Source organism: Bacillus sp. FSL W8-0102, from assembly GCF_038007225.1.
Taxonomy (GTDB): Bacteria; Bacillota; Bacilli; order Bacillales; family DSM-4216; genus Bacillus_O; species Bacillus_O smithii.
Map to the genome: position 1 here is coordinate 2580101 of NZ_JBBOWT010000001.1, position 21670 is coordinate 2601770.

The following is a 21670-nucleotide window of genomic DNA, read 5'->3' on the forward strand; positions in this document are numbered from 1 at the left end:
AAAATTTATTTTGATCTATATTGAAGGGGCCCATTCTCACCCCGTGCTTAGGATGCTGCTTTCCTTATTCATGCTAAGGAAACGTTCCACTATTCCATCCTGTCTAAAACCAACAGACATCATCATCTTGTTATTTTCCCAACACCCCCTTATATTCATTTTCTTCCACCTCGTTATCTTAAATTCAAATATCTTGAATTCGAGATAATAGTAACGCACATCCAATCATTTGTCAACTCTTATGTTGTAGATTGGAAAATTTTATTGAATGGTATTTTTTGTTCAATCCGCAAAAGGAAAGAACAAAATAAAAATGAGCGTGATGGCAGGCTCAAATAAAGCATTTGTCATAAAGTATATGGTGATAGAAGAATTATGAGATCGATCAAAACCTCCATTAAACATTGGTTTCCTTTGAATTTTATTTTGATAGTTCACATTGTATTCGAATAAAAGCTGGGTACCGTCAAGAATTTTGTGTTATGTAAGATAGATAGGGTATCTCTGAAATGGATTTGGAATGGATAGGGGTTCGATTTCCTCCACACAGGAGACTGAATATTCAGTCTCCTGTGTGGAAAGGGAGAATCCCTTTATTTTGTTCGTTTACAATATTTGGTTAGTTATAACGTTTTTCAAACATTTGTTGAAGGGCTTCATAGGCTTCAGCAAATCCTCGTAATTTCGTCCTGCCCATTTCTCATTAAAATCTTGGATGGTCAAATACACGACTTTTTCAGCGGCTTCTAAACTACTCAAACTGTTCATCGGCTTTAGACGTTTCCGAATCTCTTTGATCGTTCGTTCAATGGCATTGGTCGTGTAAATCACACTTCGAATACTGCTTGGATAATCCATAAATGTAAGGAGGACATCCAACTCATTGGCCCAAGATTGAACTTCTCTTGGATATTTGCTGGACCATTTCGACTCAAACTGTTGAAACATTTGTAACGCCATCTCCTTATTCGGCGCGCGATAAATCAGCTTGAGATCCTCGGCCACTTCGAATTGGTCTTTTTTCCGAACACGATTTAGGGTGTTGCGGACTTTGTGCACGACACAGCGCTGCACATCGGCTTTCGGATACACCGCCTTAAAGGCTTCCTCCAGCCCCGGAAGGCCATCGAAGACGCCAAGAAGCACTTCCTTGACGCCTCTTTGGTAGAGGTGTTGAAGAATTTCCTGCCATACATAGGCGCTTTCTTGTCCTCCCACAAAGAAATCAAGAATTTCGCGATATCCTTCTTCGTTCACCCCTAACACCACATAAACCACTTCTTTCTCCACGGTATCGCGACGAAGTTTTACATACAAGCCGTCTAAATATAAGACAGAATAACGTTTGTGCAGGGGACGTTTGTGCCATTTCTCAATGTCTTCTTTCACGATATCGGTCATACGACTGATCGTTGAAGGAGAATAGGCCTTGCCTAAAATTCGTTCAATAAACTTGCCAATTTCACGCGTACTCATACCACTTTGATACATCTTGATGATGGCTTCCTCGAGCCAGCCCGTATGGCGTTGGTAAGGGGCAAACAGCTGCGTTTGAAATTCCCCGTTTCGGTCTCTTGGAACAGAAAGTCCTTCGATACGACCATACTGCGTGTCTAGGTTTCGATGGTAATAGCCGTTTCTTCTATTCGACGTTCCCTCTTGTTCCATTTCGAGGAAAGTCTGGATTTCTTCCTTCATGATCAGCTCTAATTTTTCCTTTACAAACTCACGAATAACGTTTTCCAGTTGATTCATCCAATCTATATTCGATATACTTTTAGACATAGGTAGGGTACTCCTTTCTCTAAGATTTTTGCCAAATCAGAGAATACCCTACCTTTTTCTTTTGGTCTAACTAAATGCTTGACACAAAATTTTATACATCATCAAAAGCTGTTTCTTCCTGCCGAATCAACACCCAAATAACAGGAATTTTTCTTTTCAATGCTAAAAAAGGTTGTGCCCTATAGTGGACACAACCTTTCGGACCCGGCAAGTTCTTCTCGAAAACAGTTGAACTCTCTTTTTTCCATTAATCCAATTCTGCTAATTTCGCTTTTAAATATTCGATTGACGTTCTTGCATACCAATCAGGTTCTGATTGTCTCGTATGAAATCCTACTTCCATTGACAAATAACCGTCATAATGAATATCTTTTAACGCTTTTAATAAAGATGGAAAATCGCCTCTTCCTTGTCCGGGCGGAAGTCGGTCATGATCAGAAATGTGGACGTGGTGAAGGTATTCTCCCATTCGATAAGCATAATCGCTTGGCACTTCATTTCTGTATAAAGCATGGAAAGTGTCAAACATTACTTTCACATTGGATAAGCCTGTTTGTTCCCTTAAAAGCAAGGCATCATCGGCTGTTTCAATTAAATTGCTGTCCGCAGGAGTAGGTTCTACTACCATCGTCACCCCATGTTTTTTGGCGAAATTGGCTACATCCATTAAACCTTGCAAACTATAATTCCACGCATCTTGTTGAGAAGTGCCATGGACAACCCAGCCGGCAACCCAGATAACGGTTGGACATTCCCATTCAGAAGCTAGCAGTACCTGTTAAAGACTTTGAGAAAAACAGCTGAAATGAAAAAAAATATACTTAGGCAAGGAATACTTTAATCTATCCATGTGAAATAACGTCATCCCTATGAATAGACTCTATGAAAATGAAGTGGTGATTGACGCATAAGCTCTTTTCATTTGCTTCTAAAGAGACAATGTATGTTTCCACAAAAAGATGAAAGTTAAAAGTAATGAAAAGAATACTGGTAAACATCCTTGTAGCAATTTTTATGATGATAGGTGTTCTAGTATATTATACCAACAAATTGTCAATAAAATACTATAGATGAGCAAATTCGCTAACATAAATTTACAACCAAACAAAAAAAGAGACATGAACCCGATTCCTTGATTAGAATAGATGTGTCACCAAAACTATTCACAAGGAGGTTCATGTCTCATGAATAGATTAGCACATCATCAAGGAATCCACAAGTTTTTCACGATGTTGGGGTTGGCACTTTATTTTTCAAAACCTGTCATGAAGCATCTCGTTCATATCGTGGATGCGCTGACCACCAAAGGATTTGCGGGAACATTGACCGATCTTCATCATTGGAGCTTTCATCCGAACCACCGCACGACACTCAGCCATTTTTTCACGAAAAGCCCTTGGGATGAAGAGACGCTGCTTCGCAAACTTCAACAGTGGATGCTTCGTCGTGTCGAACGCATCGCCAAACAGGAGAATCAACCCCTTTTTGTTTCGATCGATGATACGATTTGCCAAAAAACCAAGCCTTCGTCACAGGCAACGCACGCCATTCAAGGGTGTGATTGGCACTATTCTCACACAGAGAAAAAGTCGATCTGGGGACATTCTCTCGTTTGGCTCATGGTTCATACGATGACCCAGGCTTTTCCCTTTGCGTTCCGCCTCTACGACAAGGCGGCTGGGAAAAGCAAGGGGGAACTCGCGATCGAGATGCTTTCTTCTTTGGATGTACACCGTCCTGTTTATGTGCTGATGGACTCTTGGTATCCATCGCAAACGCTCGTGGAAGCTTGTCTGAAAAAGGGATTCCACGTAATCGCAATGCTCAAGGCCAATCGGCTTCTTTATCCAAAAGGCATTGCGGTTCAGGTGAGGGAGTTTGCCCGCTACATCGAACCGAAAGACACTCACCTCGTCACGGTGGGAGAAGAGCGTTATCGGGTTTATCGCTACGAAGGCTCTCTCAAAGGTCTCGATGATGCCGTGGTGCTGCTCGCTTGGAAAGCCGATCAGCCGATGACATCGGAACATCTTCACTGCGTCTTGAGCACCGACCGGGATCTAAGCGATGAAGAGATCTTGCGCTACTATGCCCAGCGTTGGTCGATCGAATGTTTTTTCCGTCAAGCGAAAGACCAGCTGAAACTCGATGGATACCGCGTTCGCGGACGTCGGGCGGTGAAACGCTACTGGATCTTGGTGCAGCTTGCTTACGTGTACAGCATGTTCGAGTCGAACAGCGATTTTTCTGATGGGCTCGATCTTCTGCGCAAGAGAAAAGGACATAGCCTCGTGGAGTTCATTTACCGTGCAGCGAAACAAAATATTCCCATTGATACCGTGAAAAAACAGCTCCACGTGGCATAAGGGGTACCCTGTTTGTCTCTTTTACATGGTAATTATTGTAATTAAAATTGCTCAACTACAGTAAAATAGTAAAAATATCATTCTATTTTATTATTTGAATAGTTTTTATATTCATTTGCTTAAATATATGTCTTTTCGTATAGTATTTTGAACGGAATGTTTTTTCAGCTATTTTTCTTCTCGGCCTAGGATGATCCATTTGAAAAATCTCACAAATCTTCTAAAGAAGATAATCCCATCTTATTCCTGAATCCCAAAGGCTCCTTGTTAAGGGACATTCATTATGAGGGTTTGGAAAAGTCTTTACTCCACAGTAAAGTGATGCGGATCTCTTATAGGTTCTTGCAGCTTAGACCCGCCAAAGGTAGCTTCCTTAGACAGAAGAGTGAATTATGGATCTCACATGTTATATTAGTTAAAATTTTTTGATTTTTATCAATTTTCATTGCGAAAATGCACTTTTTAATACTAATATATAGATGTATTCTAATTTTCATTTTTTTCCACTACAGATTTTTTATCATTCAAGAATTAAAATAAAACTACTTTTCTGTGGTTTGGCAGCTTGGCCTTTTCCTTAGAAGAAAATGAAATTGATCTCCAAAAGAAAGGTAGGATCCTATTGATTAAACTAGTCTTAATGGATTTAGATAATACATTATTGCCCTTTCAATCGTATTGGGAAGAAGCAAATAAGGATGTTTTCCACTCTTCTCATTTAACGAAAAACCTAGATTATCATAAATTTCTCTCTTTATTTAAAAGATATGATAAAGAATTATGGAACCTCCATTCCCAAAATGTCATATCTTTAGATGAATTGCGTCAACAAAGATTAATAAAAACGTTAAACGATTTTCAAATGGATATTACGGTCGAAGAATCTCAGCAGTATTTTCAAGAGTTTTTTCAGAATTTATTAGATAGGATTGCCCCGGACTTTACGCTACATCATCTGTTGACGTCCATAAAAAGCCATTATGAACTTGCGATTTTAACAAACGGGAAAAAATCAGAGCAAAAAGAAAAAATAAAGAGAATGGGACTGGATCAAATCATTAAACCTACCCATATTTTTATTTCAGAGGAGATCGGTTATGAAAAACCCGATCCTAAAGCATTTTATTATGTTTTAGATAAATTACTGTAGTTGAGCAATTTTAATTACAATAATTACCATGTAAAAGAGACAAACAGGGTACCCCTTATGCCACGTGGAGCTGTTTTTTCACGGTATCAATGGGAATATTTTGTTTCGCTGCACGGTAAATGAACTCCACGAGGCTATGTCCTTTTCTCTTGCGCAGAAGATCGAGCCCATCAGAAAAATCGCTGTTCGACTCGAACATGCTGTACACGTAAGCAAGCTGCACCAAGATCCAGTAGCGTTTCACCGCCCGACGTCCGCGAACGCGGTATCCATCGAGTTTCAGCTGGTCTTTCGCTTGACGGAAAAAACATTCGATCGACCAACGCTGGGCATAGTAGCGCAAGATCTCTTCATCGCTTAGATCCCGGTCGGTGCTCAAGACGCAGTGAAGATGTTCCGATGTCATCGGCTGATCGGCTTTCCAAGCGAGCAGCACCACGGCATCATCGAGACCTTTGAGAGAGCCTTCGTAGCGATAAACCCGATAACGCTCTTCTCCCACCGTGACGAGGTGAGTGTCTTTCGGTTCGATGTAGCGGGCAAACTCCCTCACCTGAACCGCAATGCCTTTTGGATAAAGAAGCCGATTGGCCTTGAGCATTGCGATTACGTGGAATCCCTTTTTCAGACAAGCTTCCACGAGCGTTTGCGATGGATACCAAGAGTCCATCAGCACATAAACAGGACGGTGTACATCCAAAGAAGAAAGCATCTCGATCGCGAGTTCCCCCTTGCTTTTCCCAGCCGCCTTGTCGTAGAGGCGGAACGCAAAGGGAAAAGCCTGGGTCATCGTATGAACCATGAGCCAAACGAGAGAATGTCCCCAGATCGACTTTTTCTCTGTGTGAGAATAGTGCCAATCACACCCTTGAATGGCGTGCGTTGCCTGTGACGAAGGCTTGGTTTTTTGGCAAATCGTATCATCGATCGAAACAAAAAGGGGTTGATTCTCCTGTTTGGCGATGCGTTCGACACGACGAAGCATCCACTGTTGAAGTTTGCGAAGCAGCGTCTCTTCATCCCAAGGGCTTTTCGTGAAAAAATGGCTGAGTGTCGTGCGGTGGTTCGGATGAAAGCTCCAATGATGAAGATCGGTCAATGTTCCCGCAAATCCTTTGGTGGTCAGCGCATCCACGATATGAACGAGATGCTTCATGACAGGTTTTGAAAAATAAAGTGCCAACCCCAACATCGTGAAAAACTTGTGGATTCCTTGATGATGTGCTAATCTATTCATGAGACATGAACCTCCTTGTGAATAGTTTTGGTGACACATCTATTCTAATCAAGGAATCGGGTTCATGTCTCTTTTTTTGTTTGGTTGTAAATTTATGTTAGCGAATTTGCTCATCTATAGTAAATTAAATAAGAATCGTGAAGAGGCTATCTACGTTGGAGATTCTTGGTTAAATGATATAGAAGGTTCGGTGAAAGCTGGTCTTAAAGCTGTATGGATCCATCCTTCTTCCACTTTGCCAGACCCTTCTTATCATTCAAAAGTGTATATATGCCCGTCTATTTTAGAACTGGAAGAAGTTTTACAAACGATCCAGATCCCAAACTAAACTCAACAAAGTAACAATGTCTAAAGCTCTTTTACGGGACAATTGGATGAGATGATGTTCTAAATTTAGCAGGACTAAAAAAGAAAACCATATTCTTATCGAAAGAATATGGTTTTCTTTTTCCAAAAAACGCTTCTTTCTCCTTATTAGAAAGTTCGAAAAAATTTTATGTTCTTTTAGTACAATCTTTTCTAAGAAATATATGTATATACAGCAAGTGCAAAAAAGGAGCTCTTACATGATCATTAAACATTATTCTTTTACCATTAAATAAAGAAAGTATGGAACTCCAATGATCGACACAACGATTCCAACCGGTATCTCTGCGGGTGCTACAATATTTCTTGCGATCGTATCGGATATTAACAAAAGGAGCGTCCCCACTAAGGCTGACACGGGCAATAACAACTTATGTTTCGGACCTACTAATTTCCTGGCAATATGCGGAGAAATCAGGCCTAAAAAAGAGATCGTTCCCGCGACAGAAGTAGCGACTCCAGCCAATGCAACCGCAAAAAGAATCAGTATCCGTCGTGCTTTTTCCACTTGAACGCCTAATCCGATGGACAAGTGATCGCCTAAAAGGAAAACATCTAAAAATCTTGCCTTATAAATTGTGAAAAACAGAAAGACTATGATCCATGGTAATATGGTGATGACATATATCCAACTAGTCCCCCATATGCTGCCTGAAATCCAAACCATTACTCTATTAAATTCCTGTGTGGTAAATCGAAGTTGAAAGATAATCATGAGAGCTTGAAAAGCAGAGTTTATTCCGATCCCGATTAAAATCAATCTTGTAGGATTGATCCCTTTTTTCCAGGCAAACAAGTAGATGAGCACGGCCCCCAATATCGATCCAAAGAAAGCTACAACAGGCATCGTCCATATAGTTAAATTACTTACCCCGTCGTAAACATTCCCGTTCATAAAATATATGTACATCACGACAGCTAACGCCGCTCCCGAACTAATTCCCATGATGCCGGGATCCGCTAAATCGTTTTTAGTGATGCTTTGAAGAATGGCGCCAGATACGGCTAAAGCGGTACCTACCAGTATTGCCATCACAATTCTGGGGAGTCTCATACTAAAGAGAACGATTTCTTGTTTTCTAGTACCTTGTCCAAGAAAGGTTTGAACGACTTCCAATGGTTTGATCGAAAAAGAGCCTAATTGTAAACTGATCAGAATCGTGAATAGAATAAGAATTATAAAAACCGTTGTAATCCAAATCACTCTTTTCCGTTTACCAAATGTGATCATGACACTCTAGCACCCTTTCTTACAAGATACAGAAAAAACGGCACTCCTAATAAGGCTGTTATAGAACCCACGGGAGTTTCGTAAGGCTGATTGATCATTCTTGCGATGATATCGCTAAACACTAGCAAAGTAGCCCCCAACACAAATGAACAAGGAATAATCAATCGATAATCCGGCCCAACCAAACTTCTTACTATCTGAGGCACTATAAGCCCTACAAAAGCAATATTTCCCGCCACTGCTACGGAACTACCACTTAACAAAATAACGATGATGATTCCCATTATTCTTACAGTATTTGTCTTTTTCCCTAGACCAATCGCCACTTCTTCCCCTAAGCTTAAGATGGTAATGCTCGGTGAAAGGATGATGGCCGCAATGACTCCCCAAATCCCTGCGAAAAAGAGCAACTGAACCCCTTCCCATTTTGCCGTTGTCAATCCACCTACAATCCAAAAACTCAATTGCTGTGATAAATTGTGGTACATGGCAATGGCCACCGCTACTGATATAAACAAAGTCCCGAGCGCTGTTCCGGCTAAAGCCAGCTTGGCGGGATCCACACCATTTTTCGACCTGGAGCTGAGAAAATATACTAGTAATCCACTCAAACTTGCACCTATAAACGCAATAAACATAAGGCCTGCGCCACCTATTTTCGCTTGCATTGCAAAAGCAATGGATATCGTGAGAGTGGCGCCTTGAGTGATGCCTAAAACGGAGGGTTCTGCAATCGGATTCCTTGTCATTCCTTGCATAACGGCGCCTGATACGGCCAGGAATGCTCCAACCAGAGCCGCTGCGACTGCTCTAGGCAATCTCACATCTCTCACAATTTGAGAGTCTAAAGCATGTTTTCCCGTAAAGATACTGTTCATGACGGTCGAAAAACTGATGTCTTTCGCTCCTAGAGAGATGGAAAGTCCAATACCAAAAACCAACAGTATCAACCCAACTATCAAGAGAGAAATCGTCATGATGACTCGCCGAGACGTCAATTTTTGATGATATACTTGTGATATTTCATCCATTGTGTATTTGCTCCTCCTGAAAAAGCAATACGGGCTGACAAAAGGTAGGACTATTCCTTTCGTCAACCCTGCTTACTATCCTATTTCTTTGTTACTTTTTCTTTAATGTCATCTAGCAGAAGTTCTTTTCCGATTGGTTGATAACATTGAGTAAAGTAAGGGGAGCTATTAAGGAATGTTACATTCCCTTCTTTCACAGCTCTCATCGATTTCCACACAGGATTGCTTTCTAAATTTTTCTTATCTGCATCGGTGGCAATCATAATAATGTGGTCGGCATCAATTTTGGATAATCCTTCAATCGTCACTACAGGCAATGTAATTCCTTTTTGTTTTGGCAGATTAGCTGGTTTTTTCAACTTCATGTCATCATAAAGAATGGAACCCACACCGGCATCAGCTAATACAAAAAATTGGCCGCCGCTCGCTAATACGGATAAATACGTTTGATCCCCATTTTTAGCTGTAATTTCTTTTCCATCTTCTTTCGCCTTTTGGTCATAAGCGCTCAGCCATTTTTTGGCATCTTTTTCTTGACCAAATAACTTGGCAACATCCATCATTCTTGCTCTCCAGTCATTTCCATAATCCTTCATTACAACAACGGGTGCAATCTTTTTCAATTGATCATAAATTTTTTCTTGTCTTTCGCTCATGATAATCAAATCAGGATTCGTATCCAATATCGCTTCTACATCCATCGTATCGTTCATGTTGTAACCTACAATTTTCGCATTCTTCATTTTATCTTTCAGATAGCTTGGGAACTCTTTTATGTTATAGGCATCACTGTTGGCGGTCGCCACCGGCGTATGACCTAGGATGAGCAAGTCTTCGCTGGCACCGGAAATATCCGCAATGCGTTTCGGATTCGCCGGAATTTTCACATCGCCTTTCAGTGTGCTGACCACTCTAGTTTTATTATCCTCTTTGGCTTCTTCTTTTTTATTAGAGCACCCAGAAAATATAGTAAGTGTTAAAAATAATGCGACGATAAGCGCTAAAGACATTTTGTTCTTCATGGTGTTTCCTCCTACATTTCTTAAAATGACTAATTGATGCTGTTATATAAATGGGCTTTTTGAACATTTGCTAGAGTTTTGTATCGACGGAAAGTGAAAGAGAATGAACCCACTCCTGTAACGCTCTTCTCGGTTTTGCTTTCGGTATTTTCTCTTCATCTATGTATCCTAAATGAACAGAACCTATGATTTTTTTAGAAGAAGGGATCCCTAACTCTTTTGCAAATATCGGATCATGAATATAAGGATTAGTCCGCCACACAACCCCTATATTTTTCTCCCAACATAATAATTGAAGGTTTTGAATAAACGCACAAGTAGCTCCTATGGATTCAAAGTCTTTTTGTTCATCTCCAAAGAGATCCGTTGCTACAATTAACGTAATAGGAGTTGATGAAAAATACTGCTCATACGCCTCTCTTATCTTTTTCACACGCTCTTCAGAATAAGCAGCCAACACTCCGGTTCTTTCGTAACTTTTCATCACACAATTCAAAAAATACTTTTTCTCATCCTCAGTAGATACGATGGTGACAGACCAAGGTTCTACTTTGCTGTGAAAGGGTGCATAAGCAGCCATTTCCAACAAGTGTTCCACTTCTTGCATAGGAATGGGAATTTCTTTTGTTACTCGAATCGTTCTTCTTGACACAATGACCGATTCGATGGCAGATTCCGGTTTTAGCATCTCCATAAGCTCCACCTTCTCCTTATATCAGATCCCCGCCGCTTTTCCAATGTCAAGTTGCTCATCTTTCAGCAAATCGTAAGTCAGACACACAGGCCTTTTGGTTCTCGGATCTTGCACAATTTCTGCGTCAATCTGAAAGACCTTCTTTAATATTTCAGTCGTCATCACTTTCTCTGGTTCCCCTTCACATACGATTCGCCCATCGCACATAGCAACCATATAATCGGCAAATCTGGCTGCATGATTCAAATCGTGCAAAACCATGACAACTGTTCGATCTTCTTTTTTATTTAATTCCTTAAGAAGCTCGAGTACTTCCAGTTGATGCGCTAAATCCAAATACGTGGTAGGTTCATCTAGTAAGATGGAGTCCGTTTGTTGGGCAAGTGCCATGGCAATCCAGACACGCTGTCTTTGCCCGCCAGATAAAGCATCGACCGGACGATCTTTAAATGGTAATGTTCCTGTGACAGTTAACGCCCAATGAATGATTTTTTTGTCTTCCGCTGTTATTCTTCCAAAACCGCTTTGATGAGGAAAACGGCCATATGTGACCAGTTCAAAAACCGTCAGCCCTGATGGCGCATCCGGTGCCTGCGGCAAAATAGCCATCTTCTTGGCAATCTCCTTCGTCGATTGTTTATGAATGGCTTTGCCGTCCAAATATACAGTACCTTTCTTTGGTTGCATGATGCGCGCCAACGTTTTTAACGTAGTGGATTTTCCACAGCCATTAGGACCTATAATAATGGTCATTTTCCCTTTAGGGATTTTCAAATTCAGATCCTGAACAATTTTCCTTTCCCCATATGAAATATCAAGATTTTCAGTAGCTAAGTAAGGCATTGCGATCCTCCTTTCTTTTAAAATGACCCGATCTCCGCCTGTATTGTTTGGTTTTATCCGCGAAATCGCTTTTATGTCATGAAAACCGCAATTATTATAATGATAATCATTTTCAATTATAAACGTGGAATCGCTAGTGTCAAGATTATTTCTTAAGAAACACAGCTTAGTCCCTTACGGCATTTGTGTGATCCTACGAAAAAAATCAATAAAGTGAAAGCGGAGAAAATCCCTTTTCAGAAAAAGATAAAATGCAAAGCCGAAACAAGATATAAGGATATCGAAATATCTGATTTTATATTCTTCAAATCAGCGTTAAAAAGAAATTCCACACATATTGTATAAAGAGTAAGAAAGCTTTTGACTAAAAAGGAACTCGCAGCCTACATGCAGGCTGACTCCATAACATATTGAGTCAGCCTGGGCTTTTACAAAAACGTTTGAGTAAAATCAATCGAGTGAAAATTCAGCCATAATACGATATGATGACATCAATCTTTTTATGAAAAACGTGTATGAATCCAAGTTTCAACAACAAAAAAACATTCACAACAACATTCTTCTTAAGATTGCTGATCATTAAGAAAATATTTTTCAATATCATCCAACATTAAATTAGCAGCGATGACACCGCCTGCCGTATTCCAAATAGCATCGTCCACTTTATAAACTTTATGATTCTTCGAAACGGATAAATTTTTGAAAATCGGATCAGAAATCCAATCCTTTTCTAATTCATTTCCTTTATTGTCACCGGTATCATAAGTGAAATAGAAAAGAATGTCGCCATCCATAGCAGACGCACGCTCTTTTGTTACGTGTTGTTCTGCAAAGTCGTTTTTATCTTGTGAGGCAGGGCGAGCAAATCCTAGTTGGTCTAAAATCACTCCAGAAAAGGTGTCTTTATGATAAATCCGAACATCTCCTGGAACAAATCGAACGACAGAAACTTTCATCTTTGTTTTGTCCCCTAGCTTTTGCTTCAATTCCTTTACACGATTATCAAATTTGGCAATGACTTCATTGCCTTCTTTTTCTTTATGTAAAGCTTTCGCATAAAGTTTGAAATTTTCTTTCCAATCTCCGCGTAGTACATCAGAAAAAACAGTAGGCGCAATAGCGCTTAATTGTTTATAAATTTTTTCTTGGCGCATTTTATTCCCAATAATCAAATCCGGTTTCAATGAAGCGATTTCTTCTAAATTTGGTTGGTCTTCTGTACCTACTACTTTGACGCCTTTCATCTGATCTTTAATATGATCATACCAAGGATTCCCTTCCCATGATTGAACAGCTCCAACCGGTTTCACCCCCATCGCAAGCAAAGCTTCTGTCCCTTCATTGGTTAAAATTACAACACGTTTCGGTGTCCCTTTAATCTTTGTAGTACCCATGGCATGTTTGACCGTATAGCTGGTGCTCGGAGAAGCGGTGGTTTTCTTCGAAGATGTATCTCCGCTGCTACTACAAGCTCCCAGAGCAAAGACAGCAACAAGAATAAGTAAAAAAGTAGTTAGTTTGGTAGAAACCATTTGCATATTATTCCCTCCCGAGATAATTGATAGTAATTTTCATTCTCAAATACCATATTATGAGTGATAGAGCCGGTTGTCAATGATTAATTGAAAATGATTATCATAGTCATTGACAGTTTATTATTAATTTTCTAGACTATTAATGAACAAGTATGTTGAAATCGATTAAATAGACAAGGAGAAAGACCTTATGTTAAGCAGCTTTACGACACGATTGGTTGGATTAATCGGGGGATTCATTCTTTTAGCGATTTGTATTGGTTTGAGCATCGTCTTAGGATACACCGATACAAACGTACAAGCAGTGATAGATACTTTTCAACATTTTAACGGCTCAAATACTCAACTTGTGATAAAAAATGTCCGTTTGCCAAGGGCTTTGATTGGCGCGTCGGTAGGTGGTTGTTTAGCTGTAGCGGGAGCTCTTATGCAAGCTCTTACCAAAAATCCTCTTGCCTCTCCTGACATTATGGGAGTAAATGCAGGTGCCGGCCTCTTTATAGTAGTCGCTGTTACCTTTTTTTCTATTAGTTCGCTCCATTCCTTTACATGGATCGCTTTTCTAGGAGCTGCCATTGCCTCTTTTATTGTCTACTGCCTTGGATCACTTGGTAAAGATGGTCTTACACCGATGAAAATGACATTGGCGGGTGCTGCGATTGCGGCTATGTTCGGCTCATTGACCCAAGGGCTGCTTGTTATCAACGAATCTTCTTTAGATCAAGTTTTATTTTGGCTAGCAGGATCTGTTCAAGGACGAAAGCTTGAGATTCTTTTTGCAGTACTTCCCTATATGATTTTTGCTCTTGCTTGTTCCTTTTTATTAGGAAAGCAAATCAATATTTTAGTCATGGGTGAGAAATTGGCGAAGGGATTGGGCCAACGAACAGGGATGGTCAAACTCCTTATGTCTTTAATGGTAGTCCTCTTGGCCGGAGGGGCCGTTGCGGTTGCCGGTCCGATCAGTTTCGTGGGTGTCATGATTCCGCATGTTGCCCGTTGGCTGGTGGGAAATGACCATCGTTGGGTTCTCCCTTATTGTTCTGTTTTAGGTGGAATTTTTTTGATTATCGCGGATATTGGCGCCAGATATATTTTAATGCCCGAAGAAGTACCCGTAGGCGTGTTGACGGCTTTCATAGGGGTTCCCTTTTTCATTTACATAGCGCGCAAGAAAGGAGAAGCGTTATGAAAAATCATCTGTCTTTGCGAACCAAGTACTTTTCTTTTTTAATCAGTAAAAAGTCTTTATTTCTTATTCTGTTTCTTTTTATCCTTTTGCTCGCTTGTTTTACAATCAGCGCAAGCTTGGGAGAAACGTTTATCAACCCATTTCATGTGATCGAGGTATTAGTCGGAAAAGGAAATGCATTTGAACAATTGGTGGTGACCCATTTTCGACTTCCTCGGATTCTCATTGCTATTTTAGTGGGAAGCAGTTTGGCTGTAGCCGGTGCCATTCTACAAGGAATGACGCGCAATCCCCTAGCTTCTCCTGACATTATGGGGATTACAGGAGGAGCCGCTACTGCGGTTGTGCTCTTTTTGACATTCTTTAGTGACAAAGATAATAATTTGACCGTCAGCATTCAATGGTTGCCTTTGAGCGCATTCGTGGGAGCCACCGCCGTTGCACTGCTTTTATATATCTTAGCCAACCATGGCAGGAATCTTTCCCCTATTCGTTTAGTGTTAATTGGAATCGGTTTATCTGCTTTCATGAAGGCCACTACGACCCTCTTTATGATTACCAGTCCTATTTACCGTGCGAGTCAAGCCAATATTTGGATTACGGGAACTGTCTATGGATCTGACTGGCAAGATGTAAACATACTATTGCCGATTACGACTGTATTAATGTTGATCAGTTTCCTCATCATTCGGGACATAAACATTCAAGAATTAGGCGAACCAATTGCCAAAAGTGCTGGAAATCGTGTCCATACATATCGTTTCCTGTTTTTATTGATTTGCACAGGTTTAATCGGCAGCGCAGTAGCTTTTGGGGGAACGATTGGTTTTGTAGGATTGCTGGCCCCTCATATCAGTCGGAGATTAGTCGGATCTTCCTTTGGGTCTTTGCTTCCTTCATCTGCTATCATGGGAGCTCTTTTAGTATTACTGGCTGACCTGGTTGGAAGAACCCTATTTTTACCCATTGAAGTTCCGGCGGGTGTTTTTACGGCGTCTATTGGAGCCCCCTATTTTGTCTATCTTTTATTGAAACAAAGGATTCAGTAATTGCTTAGAAAGGAGAGAATGACACATGGAAGCCATTGAAACAAAATCATTGACTTTATCATATGGAGACAACATCATCATTGAAGAGTTGGACTTACAAATCCCTAAAGGGGAAATTACGGTGTTTATTGGCAGTAATGGATGTGGCAAATCCACATTGTTACAATCTTTAGCTCGATTGCTTAAACCGGCTAACGGGACGATCCTATTAGATGGAAAGCAGATTTTGAAGCTGCCAACAAAAGAAGTGGCAAAACAGCTTGCCATTCTCCCTCAAGGCCCTATTGCACCGGAAGGGATTACCGTATTGCAGTTGGTTAAACAAGGACGCTACCCCCATCAAAGGTGGTTTCAACAATGGTCAGAGGAAGACGAAAATAAAGTTCTAGAAGCATTAAAACTGACAGGAATGGAGACGCTGGCAGACCGTCCTGTGGATTCCCTTTCAGGAGGCCAGAGGCAAAGAGCGTGGATTGCCATGACGCTGGCCCAAGACACTGACACGATTTTATTAGACGAACCTACTACGTATTTAGATATGGCTCATCAAATTGAAATTTTAGATTTGCTATTTGAATTAAATGAAACAAAAAAACGCACGATTGTAATGGTGCTGCACGATTTAAATTTAGCGTGTCGCTATGCTCATCATTTGGTCGCCATTCATGATAAAAAGGTATATGACCAAGGAAAACCTGAAGAAGTGGTAACATGCGAACTTGTCAAAGATGTCTTTCAAATCGATTGCCAAATTGCTGTTGACCCTATTTTCGGCACACCGATGTGTCTTCCCCACGGAAAAGGACGCCGGATTGTACAAAAAGCCGGCCCAACACTACGAGCAGCGGACTACTAATCAAGAAAACGAAATAACAAACAAACATGCTGTTTTTTATAAAACGACCGGCTTATTTGCAATGAAAAATGATCATATGAATCGAATGAATCCTTTCTACTTTATTCTACTCATTTTTTGTACAACTGGTCGGCTATCTGTTTCATTTAGATTCATCATTTTCAGGTGTTCTGCTAATCTTTATAACGGCTAATAAAAAACATGAAATCATCCATTCACAACAGGCAGATCTTATTTGAAGATTGGCAGAGAACTGCTCCTTGTTTATGACTAATTAATACTTCCATGGTTTCTCTTTTACAAGATGTAAAAGAACTTCAATGAATGGTTCATTCATTGAAGTTCGCCCTTTAATATTGAGAATTTATATGATAGGGGGTGGGATCATAAACGTTTTTAACGCAAAAACGATAATTACTTCTTCTTGCTAGTCTGAATGGCTACTTCATACAGTGCATTCGACACTTCTCCATACTCGCTGGCATGCGGACGATCCTCTTCGTCTGCATAACCATAATCGAACATGCGATTTCGATTCAGTGCCAACTTTGTAAACGTTGGACGCAACAAATCAAAGAGCTTGAATCGGTCTTGTAAATGCGAAAATTTTCTTTGATATGATAGGATTTCTTCACGAACAATGCCCCAAAAACGATACTCAGAAAATTGTTCTTTTTCCTGTAAAATGTTGCTTAAATACCGGAAATGGCAAATAAATAATCCGGTTAAAATAAATTGTGTCAATCCTTCAGGCGGCTCGCTGCGCAATACTTTTTTCAACTCGGGAGACAATACCTCAAGTTCCGGAAGAGGCTGGTCGCTAATATTGACATCATCGACAAAATCTTTCATAATGATGCGCTCTGGCTTGTAATCTTTTAACACAAGCACCGTATTTTGGCCATGCGGTGAAAACACGGTACCGTACTGATATAAATAATGAAGCAACGGTGGCAAAATCGCTTTTGCAAGCTTTTTCACCCACTGTTCTACCGTAAGACCGGATCGTTCTACCAATTTGGATACGAAAGGAGTTCCTTCATGATCTACATACAACAATGCTGCAAGTGTAATCGCTCGTTCATCTTCTTTCAGTTCCTTATAGACGCTTTCTCTCCACACCACACCAAGCATTTCAAGATATTGATAAGGAGCGCCTTTTAATTTCGTATAAGTGCGGTGATCGACATTGATGGTCGCCACTTCTCCCAACAGACCAAGGCGGCATTCTTCCTTTAAAAACCAATCGTTTTCCAGAATATTTTTCATATACGTCGTTACTTCGGGAGCGATCACCGTTCTTTCGCTCGGCAATCCTCTGTATACAAGTGTATTAAAAATGCTCATCGGCAGCTTCACATGAAACTTTTCCTTGCTTGTTACATTCACAAAAGTGCGAATAGACTGTTGAGGCAGATATTCATCTTCTCCTTCCCCTAACGGAATCAGCTCTTTTCTTGCTATTTCAGCAGCAAACATAGACACAATCACATTGTTCCATTGCCAGGCATGTATGGGCATGAAATAATAATCCTTCGCTTTGACTCCTGCTTCTTCCAGCTTTTTCAGAAAAAGCTGATAGGTTTTTTCACCAAGTTCTTGTTCGATCACATGCTGATAAGTTAAACCGTCTACCGAATGAAAAGTGCCAATATTTCGATGAACGGCAATCCATGACAGCTGGACCTTTTTCTTTTGCTCCGGTGCGTATTTGACATAGTCATCATACCCGAATCCAATACGGCCTTTATTGTATGTGATCCATGGATGCCCCGTCATTTCACCTTCCAGTTCCGAATAATCTAATGAAATCAGCTCTTGCGACAACGTTGATCTTTCTTTCAAATGAGTATCCGCTACTAATGTATGTAAATACTCTTTTACTAAATGTCCTGCCGTAGAACTTGACATGTTCCCTTCTTCTTTTATGCTTAACAAAAAAGCAAGAGATTGTGGTATATCGCTTTTTTCATTCGTTACCACTTTGATGCTCTCAGGTAAAACATAATAACTGTCAAATAGGCGAGGTTTTGCCTGGAAATAGTAAACATTTCCTTTTTGATCTTTCCATTCGCAATACCGAATGCCTTCTGACTCATCCTCACTGAATACCTTAGGTATTATAATTTCCTCATACATGAACTCTTGAATCATTTTGGCTAAAAGTCGTTGATCAGCTTCTTGAAAAGCTTTTTCTGTTATCATATGGACAGGCGTATCACAAATTTTCACGACGTTCAACTCCCCTTTTCATTGAATTTGAAGATGATGGATCCATATGGATAGAACTCAAGATTATGCTCAGTGTCGAACCCAATAAAAGAAAACCGCACAGGAGAAAAGGTGCTTCCAAGCCGTTATGCTGCACCATCATCAAAGCAGCCATCGGCGATAAAAGCAGGGAAACATTTTGCATCGACGAGACAATACTATAAGACAATGGCGCTTTTTTTCCGATTCCCATTTGGAAAAATAAAAGATCTAATGCCGCCAGACTTACAAAAAAACACATACCATACAAGATTCGAATGAAAACAAACAACCATATGCTTCCGGCAGTCGATTGGATAATAAGCAATCCCCCGGTTATACCCGTTAAGCTAATGAAGATGGCTTTCATATGCGTTTTTAGACAACGCTTCGGCAATAAAAATTGCATTACAATCGCCACAATACTTGGTAATACATATAACAAGCTTGATACTTGTTTTGTTAGGCCAAATCTGTCGCCAAGAAAAACCGTAAAGTAGGGACGTATGGCATTATGTCCAATATAAAAGAGAAAGACAGTGAGCAAATATCCTAAAAATTCCACCGACCACCTTCTACTTTTTCTTTTAACGGAATCTTCTTTCTTTTTTACACACCCCCTTTTTCTCATCGCTTCATTGCGAGAGAAAACAAAGCCACTTGCGATCGCAAAAACGAAATCTATGAATGCAAAAACGTAATAGCTATCGAACGGGAACGGCTGGTTCACCATAAAGCTTCCAGCCATTCCCGATACGACCACACTCCCATGAAAGATCCATAAATAAGTCGTCGTGGCTCTTACTTTTTCTTCCTCATTTTTGCTTGCAGCCACGAGCGTCGGATAAAGCAAATAAATTCCGCTTTGGAAACAGAGTAAAATAAGTGAAACGATTAAAAAATAAAGGAAAGTATGGCCCATAGGGAGGAGGATTTTGCACCCTCCCATAGCCGTCAACAAGATTGGTATACATTTCTGAAAATCTCTTAATTTCCAAATCATCGCCCACAATGGTGTCATCACAATCACAACAAGGCGACAACAAATGATAAAGAAGCTCGTTGCTTGCACCCCATCCACTTGAAAATAGCCGGAAAATAGCTGCGGATAAAAAGGGGATAACAGCATTTCTGATATCAACGTAAACAGTAGACAACTGTAAATAAATCCTTTTTCCCTGTTCGTCATTTCCTTTTTCTACAGCCCGAATTGTTGGAACACATTTTTTTCATAGGTTTGGTAAATTTCTTTTCCTGCCAACTGATTGATAATCGTTGCATTTCGAAAGGCGCCTAGTCCCAAATCAGGTGCACCGACACCGTGAGTATGAAGTTCGCCGTTTTGAACGAATATGTGGTTTTGCCCTTCCTTGTTCAACTTCACTTTATAATTTTCCTGAATGACAAGTTGTCCGTCCTCATCCCAATCCACGATATGCTTGATTCCTTGCAAACAATCCGGGATATAAGGATGATATCCCGTTGCCAGGATCACAACATCCGTATTCAATTGGTGACTCTTTTCTTGTTCATGTTGGTACAGCGTTAAACGATATAGATGATCCCACTCTTCTATAGACACTAATTCAGTTAATGCTTGCAGATGAACATTCAGCACTTTATTTCCCACTGTCCGTTCATACAATAACTCGTAAATGTCGGCAATGGTCTTAAAGCTGATCCCTTTGTAAAGCAGCGCTTGTTTGCTCAAAACTTCTTTTTTCTTTTCTTTCGGCAGCCTATAGAAATATCGTGTATAATCTGGCGAAAAATGCTCGAGACCAAGTTTAGAATATTCCATCGGATAAAATCCTTTGGATCTTGTAAACCAATTCAACTGGTAATCATGTTCCGGCTGCTTTAACAATAAGTCGTGGAAAATTTCCGCTGCACTCTGTCCGGATCCAATCACCGTAATCGAATTCGCGTTCAAAATATTATCTCGCTTGGTCAAATACTGTCCAGAATGAAAAACTCGATCACCAAGAACGTTTTGAAACTTATCGGGAACGTACGGTCTCGTTCCTACGCCTACTACTACATGTTTTGTGTGATACGTTTTTCTTTCCTTTTCTTTCTGGCAATAAACGGTCACTCGATAATATCCTTCTTCTGTTTGCTCAATGTTCTCTACTTCACATCCAAACTGAAGCTGTGGAAGATGGCTGGCCACCCATTGACAATAGTGATTGTATTCTGTACGTGGGATTAGGAATTTTTCAAAAAAGTAAAAACGATACAACCTGTTATGCTCATGTAAATAGTTGAGAAAGCTGAAACGGCTTGTTGGATCGACCATCGTTACGGCATCTGCCATAAAAGGTACCTGCAGAGTCGTTCCCTCCAACAACATTCCCGGATGCCAGTCAAATTGATCTTTTCGATCAAAAAATAAGGAACGACAATCTGTTTTTTCCAGTAAAGCAACTAATCCAAGATTAAAAGGGCCGATTCCGACGCCAATCACATCTAAAATTTGTTCTCTTGCCAATCTGTCCATCTTTTTTCAAATCCTTTCCTCTCACAAATCATAAATAATCCTGTTTTATCAGGGAGATCGACCTCCTTTACGGGCTGAAAACCGCATTTTTGGAATATATGAATCATTTTTTCATTTTTCACATCGGGCTCGGCCACAATGCGAGTCGTTTCTTGTACTTGAAATTTTTTATGCAAAATGGTTAACAATAATGGATAAATGTAGCCTTTTCCCAAAAACTCCTTTGGTCCAATCAATAAATGAATGCCTTGATCATATTCATCAAATTGATAATATTTCCCGATAATATCATCCTTCACCCAGTAGGACTCCCAATAGCTCATTGGAATTCCGTCCATTTCTCCAATGAGAAGTATTTGATGATCGTCATGCAGAAATTTCTGTAAATGTGCTTTATACTCGGTAAAAGGGATATTTAAGTTCCAAAAGGGAATGACATGCGGCTCATGCATCCATGAATGAAGCCGACTCACATCTTCTTCTAAACGAACCGGCCGAAATGTAATCTTTTTTTGAATGACGGGATCATACCTTTCAAATGGATAGCTCTGTTGAGCCATGAT

The 21670-nt window shown here is 40.2% G+C and carries 18 protein-coding genes and 1 pseudogene; 6 read left to right on the forward strand and 13 right to left on the reverse strand.

Annotated features, from left to right (window positions below; translation table 11 throughout):
* Positions 1–619: 619 nt before the first annotated feature.
* Positions 620–1785, reverse strand: a pseudogene (locus tag N1I87_RS12330) (IS256 family transposase).
* Positions 1786–2032: 247 nt separating this feature from the next.
* Positions 2033–2557, reverse strand: a complete 525-nt coding sequence (locus tag N1I87_RS12335) for a sugar phosphate isomerase/epimerase family protein (RefSeq protein ID WP_341103381.1) — start codon at positions 2555–2557, stop codon at positions 2033–2035.
* A 412-nt stretch (positions 2558–2969) separates the two neighbouring features.
* Between N1I87_RS12335 and N1I87_RS12340 the strand changes: the two genes are divergently transcribed.
* Complete coding sequence (locus N1I87_RS12340; protein ID WP_040037972.1) at positions 2970–4151, forward strand: IS701 family transposase; 1182 nt, start codon at positions 2970–2972, stop codon at positions 4149–4151.
* Positions 4152–4773: 622 nt separating this feature from the next.
* Positions 4774–5301 carry an HAD family hydrolase gene (locus tag N1I87_RS12345; RefSeq protein ID WP_341102009.1) on the forward strand — a complete coding sequence of 176 codons (528 nt, stop codon included), beginning with the start codon at positions 4774–4776 and terminating at the stop codon, positions 5299–5301.
* A gap of 55 nt (positions 5302–5356) precedes the next feature.
* Here N1I87_RS12345 and N1I87_RS12350 read toward each other — a convergent pair whose 3' ends face one another.
* Positions 5357–6538 (reverse strand): IS701 family transposase, encoded by a 1182-nt coding sequence (locus N1I87_RS12350; RefSeq protein ID WP_040037972.1) that lies wholly within the window; start codon positions 6536–6538, stop codon positions 5357–5359.
* A gap of 64 nt (positions 6539–6602) precedes the next feature.
* On the opposite strand from N1I87_RS12350, the gene N1I87_RS12355 reads away from it, so the two are divergent.
* The gene (locus tag N1I87_RS12355) at positions 6603–6866 is read left to right on the forward strand and encodes an HAD hydrolase-like protein (protein WP_341102011.1); all 264 of its coding nucleotides are present in this window, start codon (positions 6603–6605) and stop codon (positions 6864–6866) included.
* A gap of 252 nt (positions 6867–7118) precedes the next feature.
* On the opposite strand, the gene N1I87_RS12360 is transcribed toward N1I87_RS12355, so the two are convergent.
* The 6 genes from N1I87_RS12360 to N1I87_RS12385 form a co-directional block, all read right to left on the reverse strand.
* Positions 7119–8135 carry a FecCD family ABC transporter permease gene (locus tag N1I87_RS12360; RefSeq protein ID WP_270583985.1) on the reverse strand — a complete coding sequence of 339 codons (1017 nt, stop codon included), beginning with the start codon at positions 8133–8135 and terminating at the stop codon, positions 7119–7121.
* Positions 8132–9166, reverse strand: coding sequence for a FecCD family ABC transporter permease (locus N1I87_RS12365; RefSeq protein WP_003354246.1), 1035 nt, complete (start codon positions 9164–9166; stop codon positions 8132–8134). Before N1I87_RS12365 ends, N1I87_RS12360 begins: the two co-directional genes overlap by 4 nt.
* Before the next feature lie 80 nt (positions 9167–9246).
* Positions 9247–10188 carry an ABC transporter substrate-binding protein gene (locus tag N1I87_RS12370; RefSeq protein WP_327797608.1) on the reverse strand — a complete coding sequence of 314 codons (942 nt, stop codon included), beginning with the start codon at positions 10186–10188 and terminating at the stop codon, positions 9247–9249.
* 70 nt (positions 10189–10258) lie between these two features.
* On the reverse strand, positions 10259–10882 hold the full coding sequence (locus N1I87_RS12375) for a nitroreductase family protein (RefSeq protein ID WP_003354244.1): 624 nt from the start codon (positions 10880–10882) through the stop codon (positions 10259–10261).
* 21 nt (positions 10883–10903) lie between these two features.
* Positions 10904–11725, reverse strand: a complete 822-nt coding sequence (locus N1I87_RS12380; RefSeq protein WP_048622982.1) for an ABC transporter ATP-binding protein — start codon at positions 11723–11725, stop codon at positions 10904–10906.
* Positions 11726–12288: 563 nt separating this feature from the next.
* Entirely contained in the window at positions 12289–13257 is a 969-nt protein-coding gene (locus tag N1I87_RS12385; protein ID WP_040341383.1) for an ABC transporter substrate-binding protein, read from the reverse strand.
* Between the two features lie 193 nt (positions 13258–13450).
* Between N1I87_RS12385 and N1I87_RS12390 the strand changes: the two genes are divergently transcribed.
* The 3 genes from N1I87_RS12390 to N1I87_RS12400 are packed head-to-tail and all read left to right on the forward strand — an operon-like array spanning position 13451 to position 16357.
* Positions 13451–14452: a FecCD family ABC transporter permease gene (locus tag N1I87_RS12390; RefSeq protein ID WP_327804401.1), complete on the forward strand. Its 1002-nt coding sequence runs from the start codon at positions 13451–13453 to the stop codon at positions 14450–14452.
* Positions 14449–15501 (forward strand): FecCD family ABC transporter permease, encoded by a 1053-nt coding sequence (locus N1I87_RS12395; protein ID WP_341102017.1) that lies wholly within the window; start codon positions 14449–14451, stop codon positions 15499–15501. Before N1I87_RS12390 ends, N1I87_RS12395 begins: the two co-directional genes overlap by 4 nt.
* A 25-nt stretch (positions 15502–15526) precedes the next feature.
* Positions 15527–16357 carry an ABC transporter ATP-binding protein gene (locus N1I87_RS12400; RefSeq protein WP_327804404.1) on the forward strand — a complete coding sequence of 277 codons (831 nt, stop codon included), beginning with the start codon at positions 15527–15529 and terminating at the stop codon, positions 16355–16357.
* A gap of 414 nt (positions 16358–16771) precedes the next feature.
* On the opposite strand, the gene N1I87_RS12405 is transcribed toward N1I87_RS12400, so the two are convergent.
* Genes N1I87_RS12405 through N1I87_RS12420 form a run of 4 tightly spaced genes read right to left on the reverse strand, consistent with a single transcriptional unit; the run spans position 16772 to position 21667 of the window.
* Positions 16772–18589, reverse strand: coding sequence for an IucA/IucC family protein (locus tag N1I87_RS12405; RefSeq protein ID WP_341102020.1), 1818 nt, complete (start codon positions 18587–18589; stop codon positions 16772–16774).
* Complete coding sequence (locus N1I87_RS12410) at positions 18576–19796, reverse strand: MFS transporter (protein WP_341102022.1); 1221 nt, start codon at positions 19794–19796, stop codon at positions 18576–18578. Before N1I87_RS12410 ends, N1I87_RS12405 begins: the two co-directional genes overlap by 14 nt.
* 9 nt (positions 19797–19805) lie before the next feature.
* Positions 19806–21107 (reverse strand): lysine N(6)-hydroxylase/L-ornithine N(5)-oxygenase family protein, encoded by a 1302-nt coding sequence (locus N1I87_RS12415; RefSeq protein WP_341102025.1) that lies wholly within the window; start codon positions 21105–21107, stop codon positions 19806–19808.
* Positions 21077–21667 carry a GNAT family N-acetyltransferase gene (locus N1I87_RS12420; RefSeq protein WP_270583977.1) on the reverse strand — a complete coding sequence of 197 codons (591 nt, stop codon included), beginning with the start codon at positions 21665–21667 and terminating at the stop codon, positions 21077–21079. Before N1I87_RS12420 ends, N1I87_RS12415 begins: the two co-directional genes overlap by 31 nt.
* Positions 21668–21670: the final 3 nt, after the last annotated feature.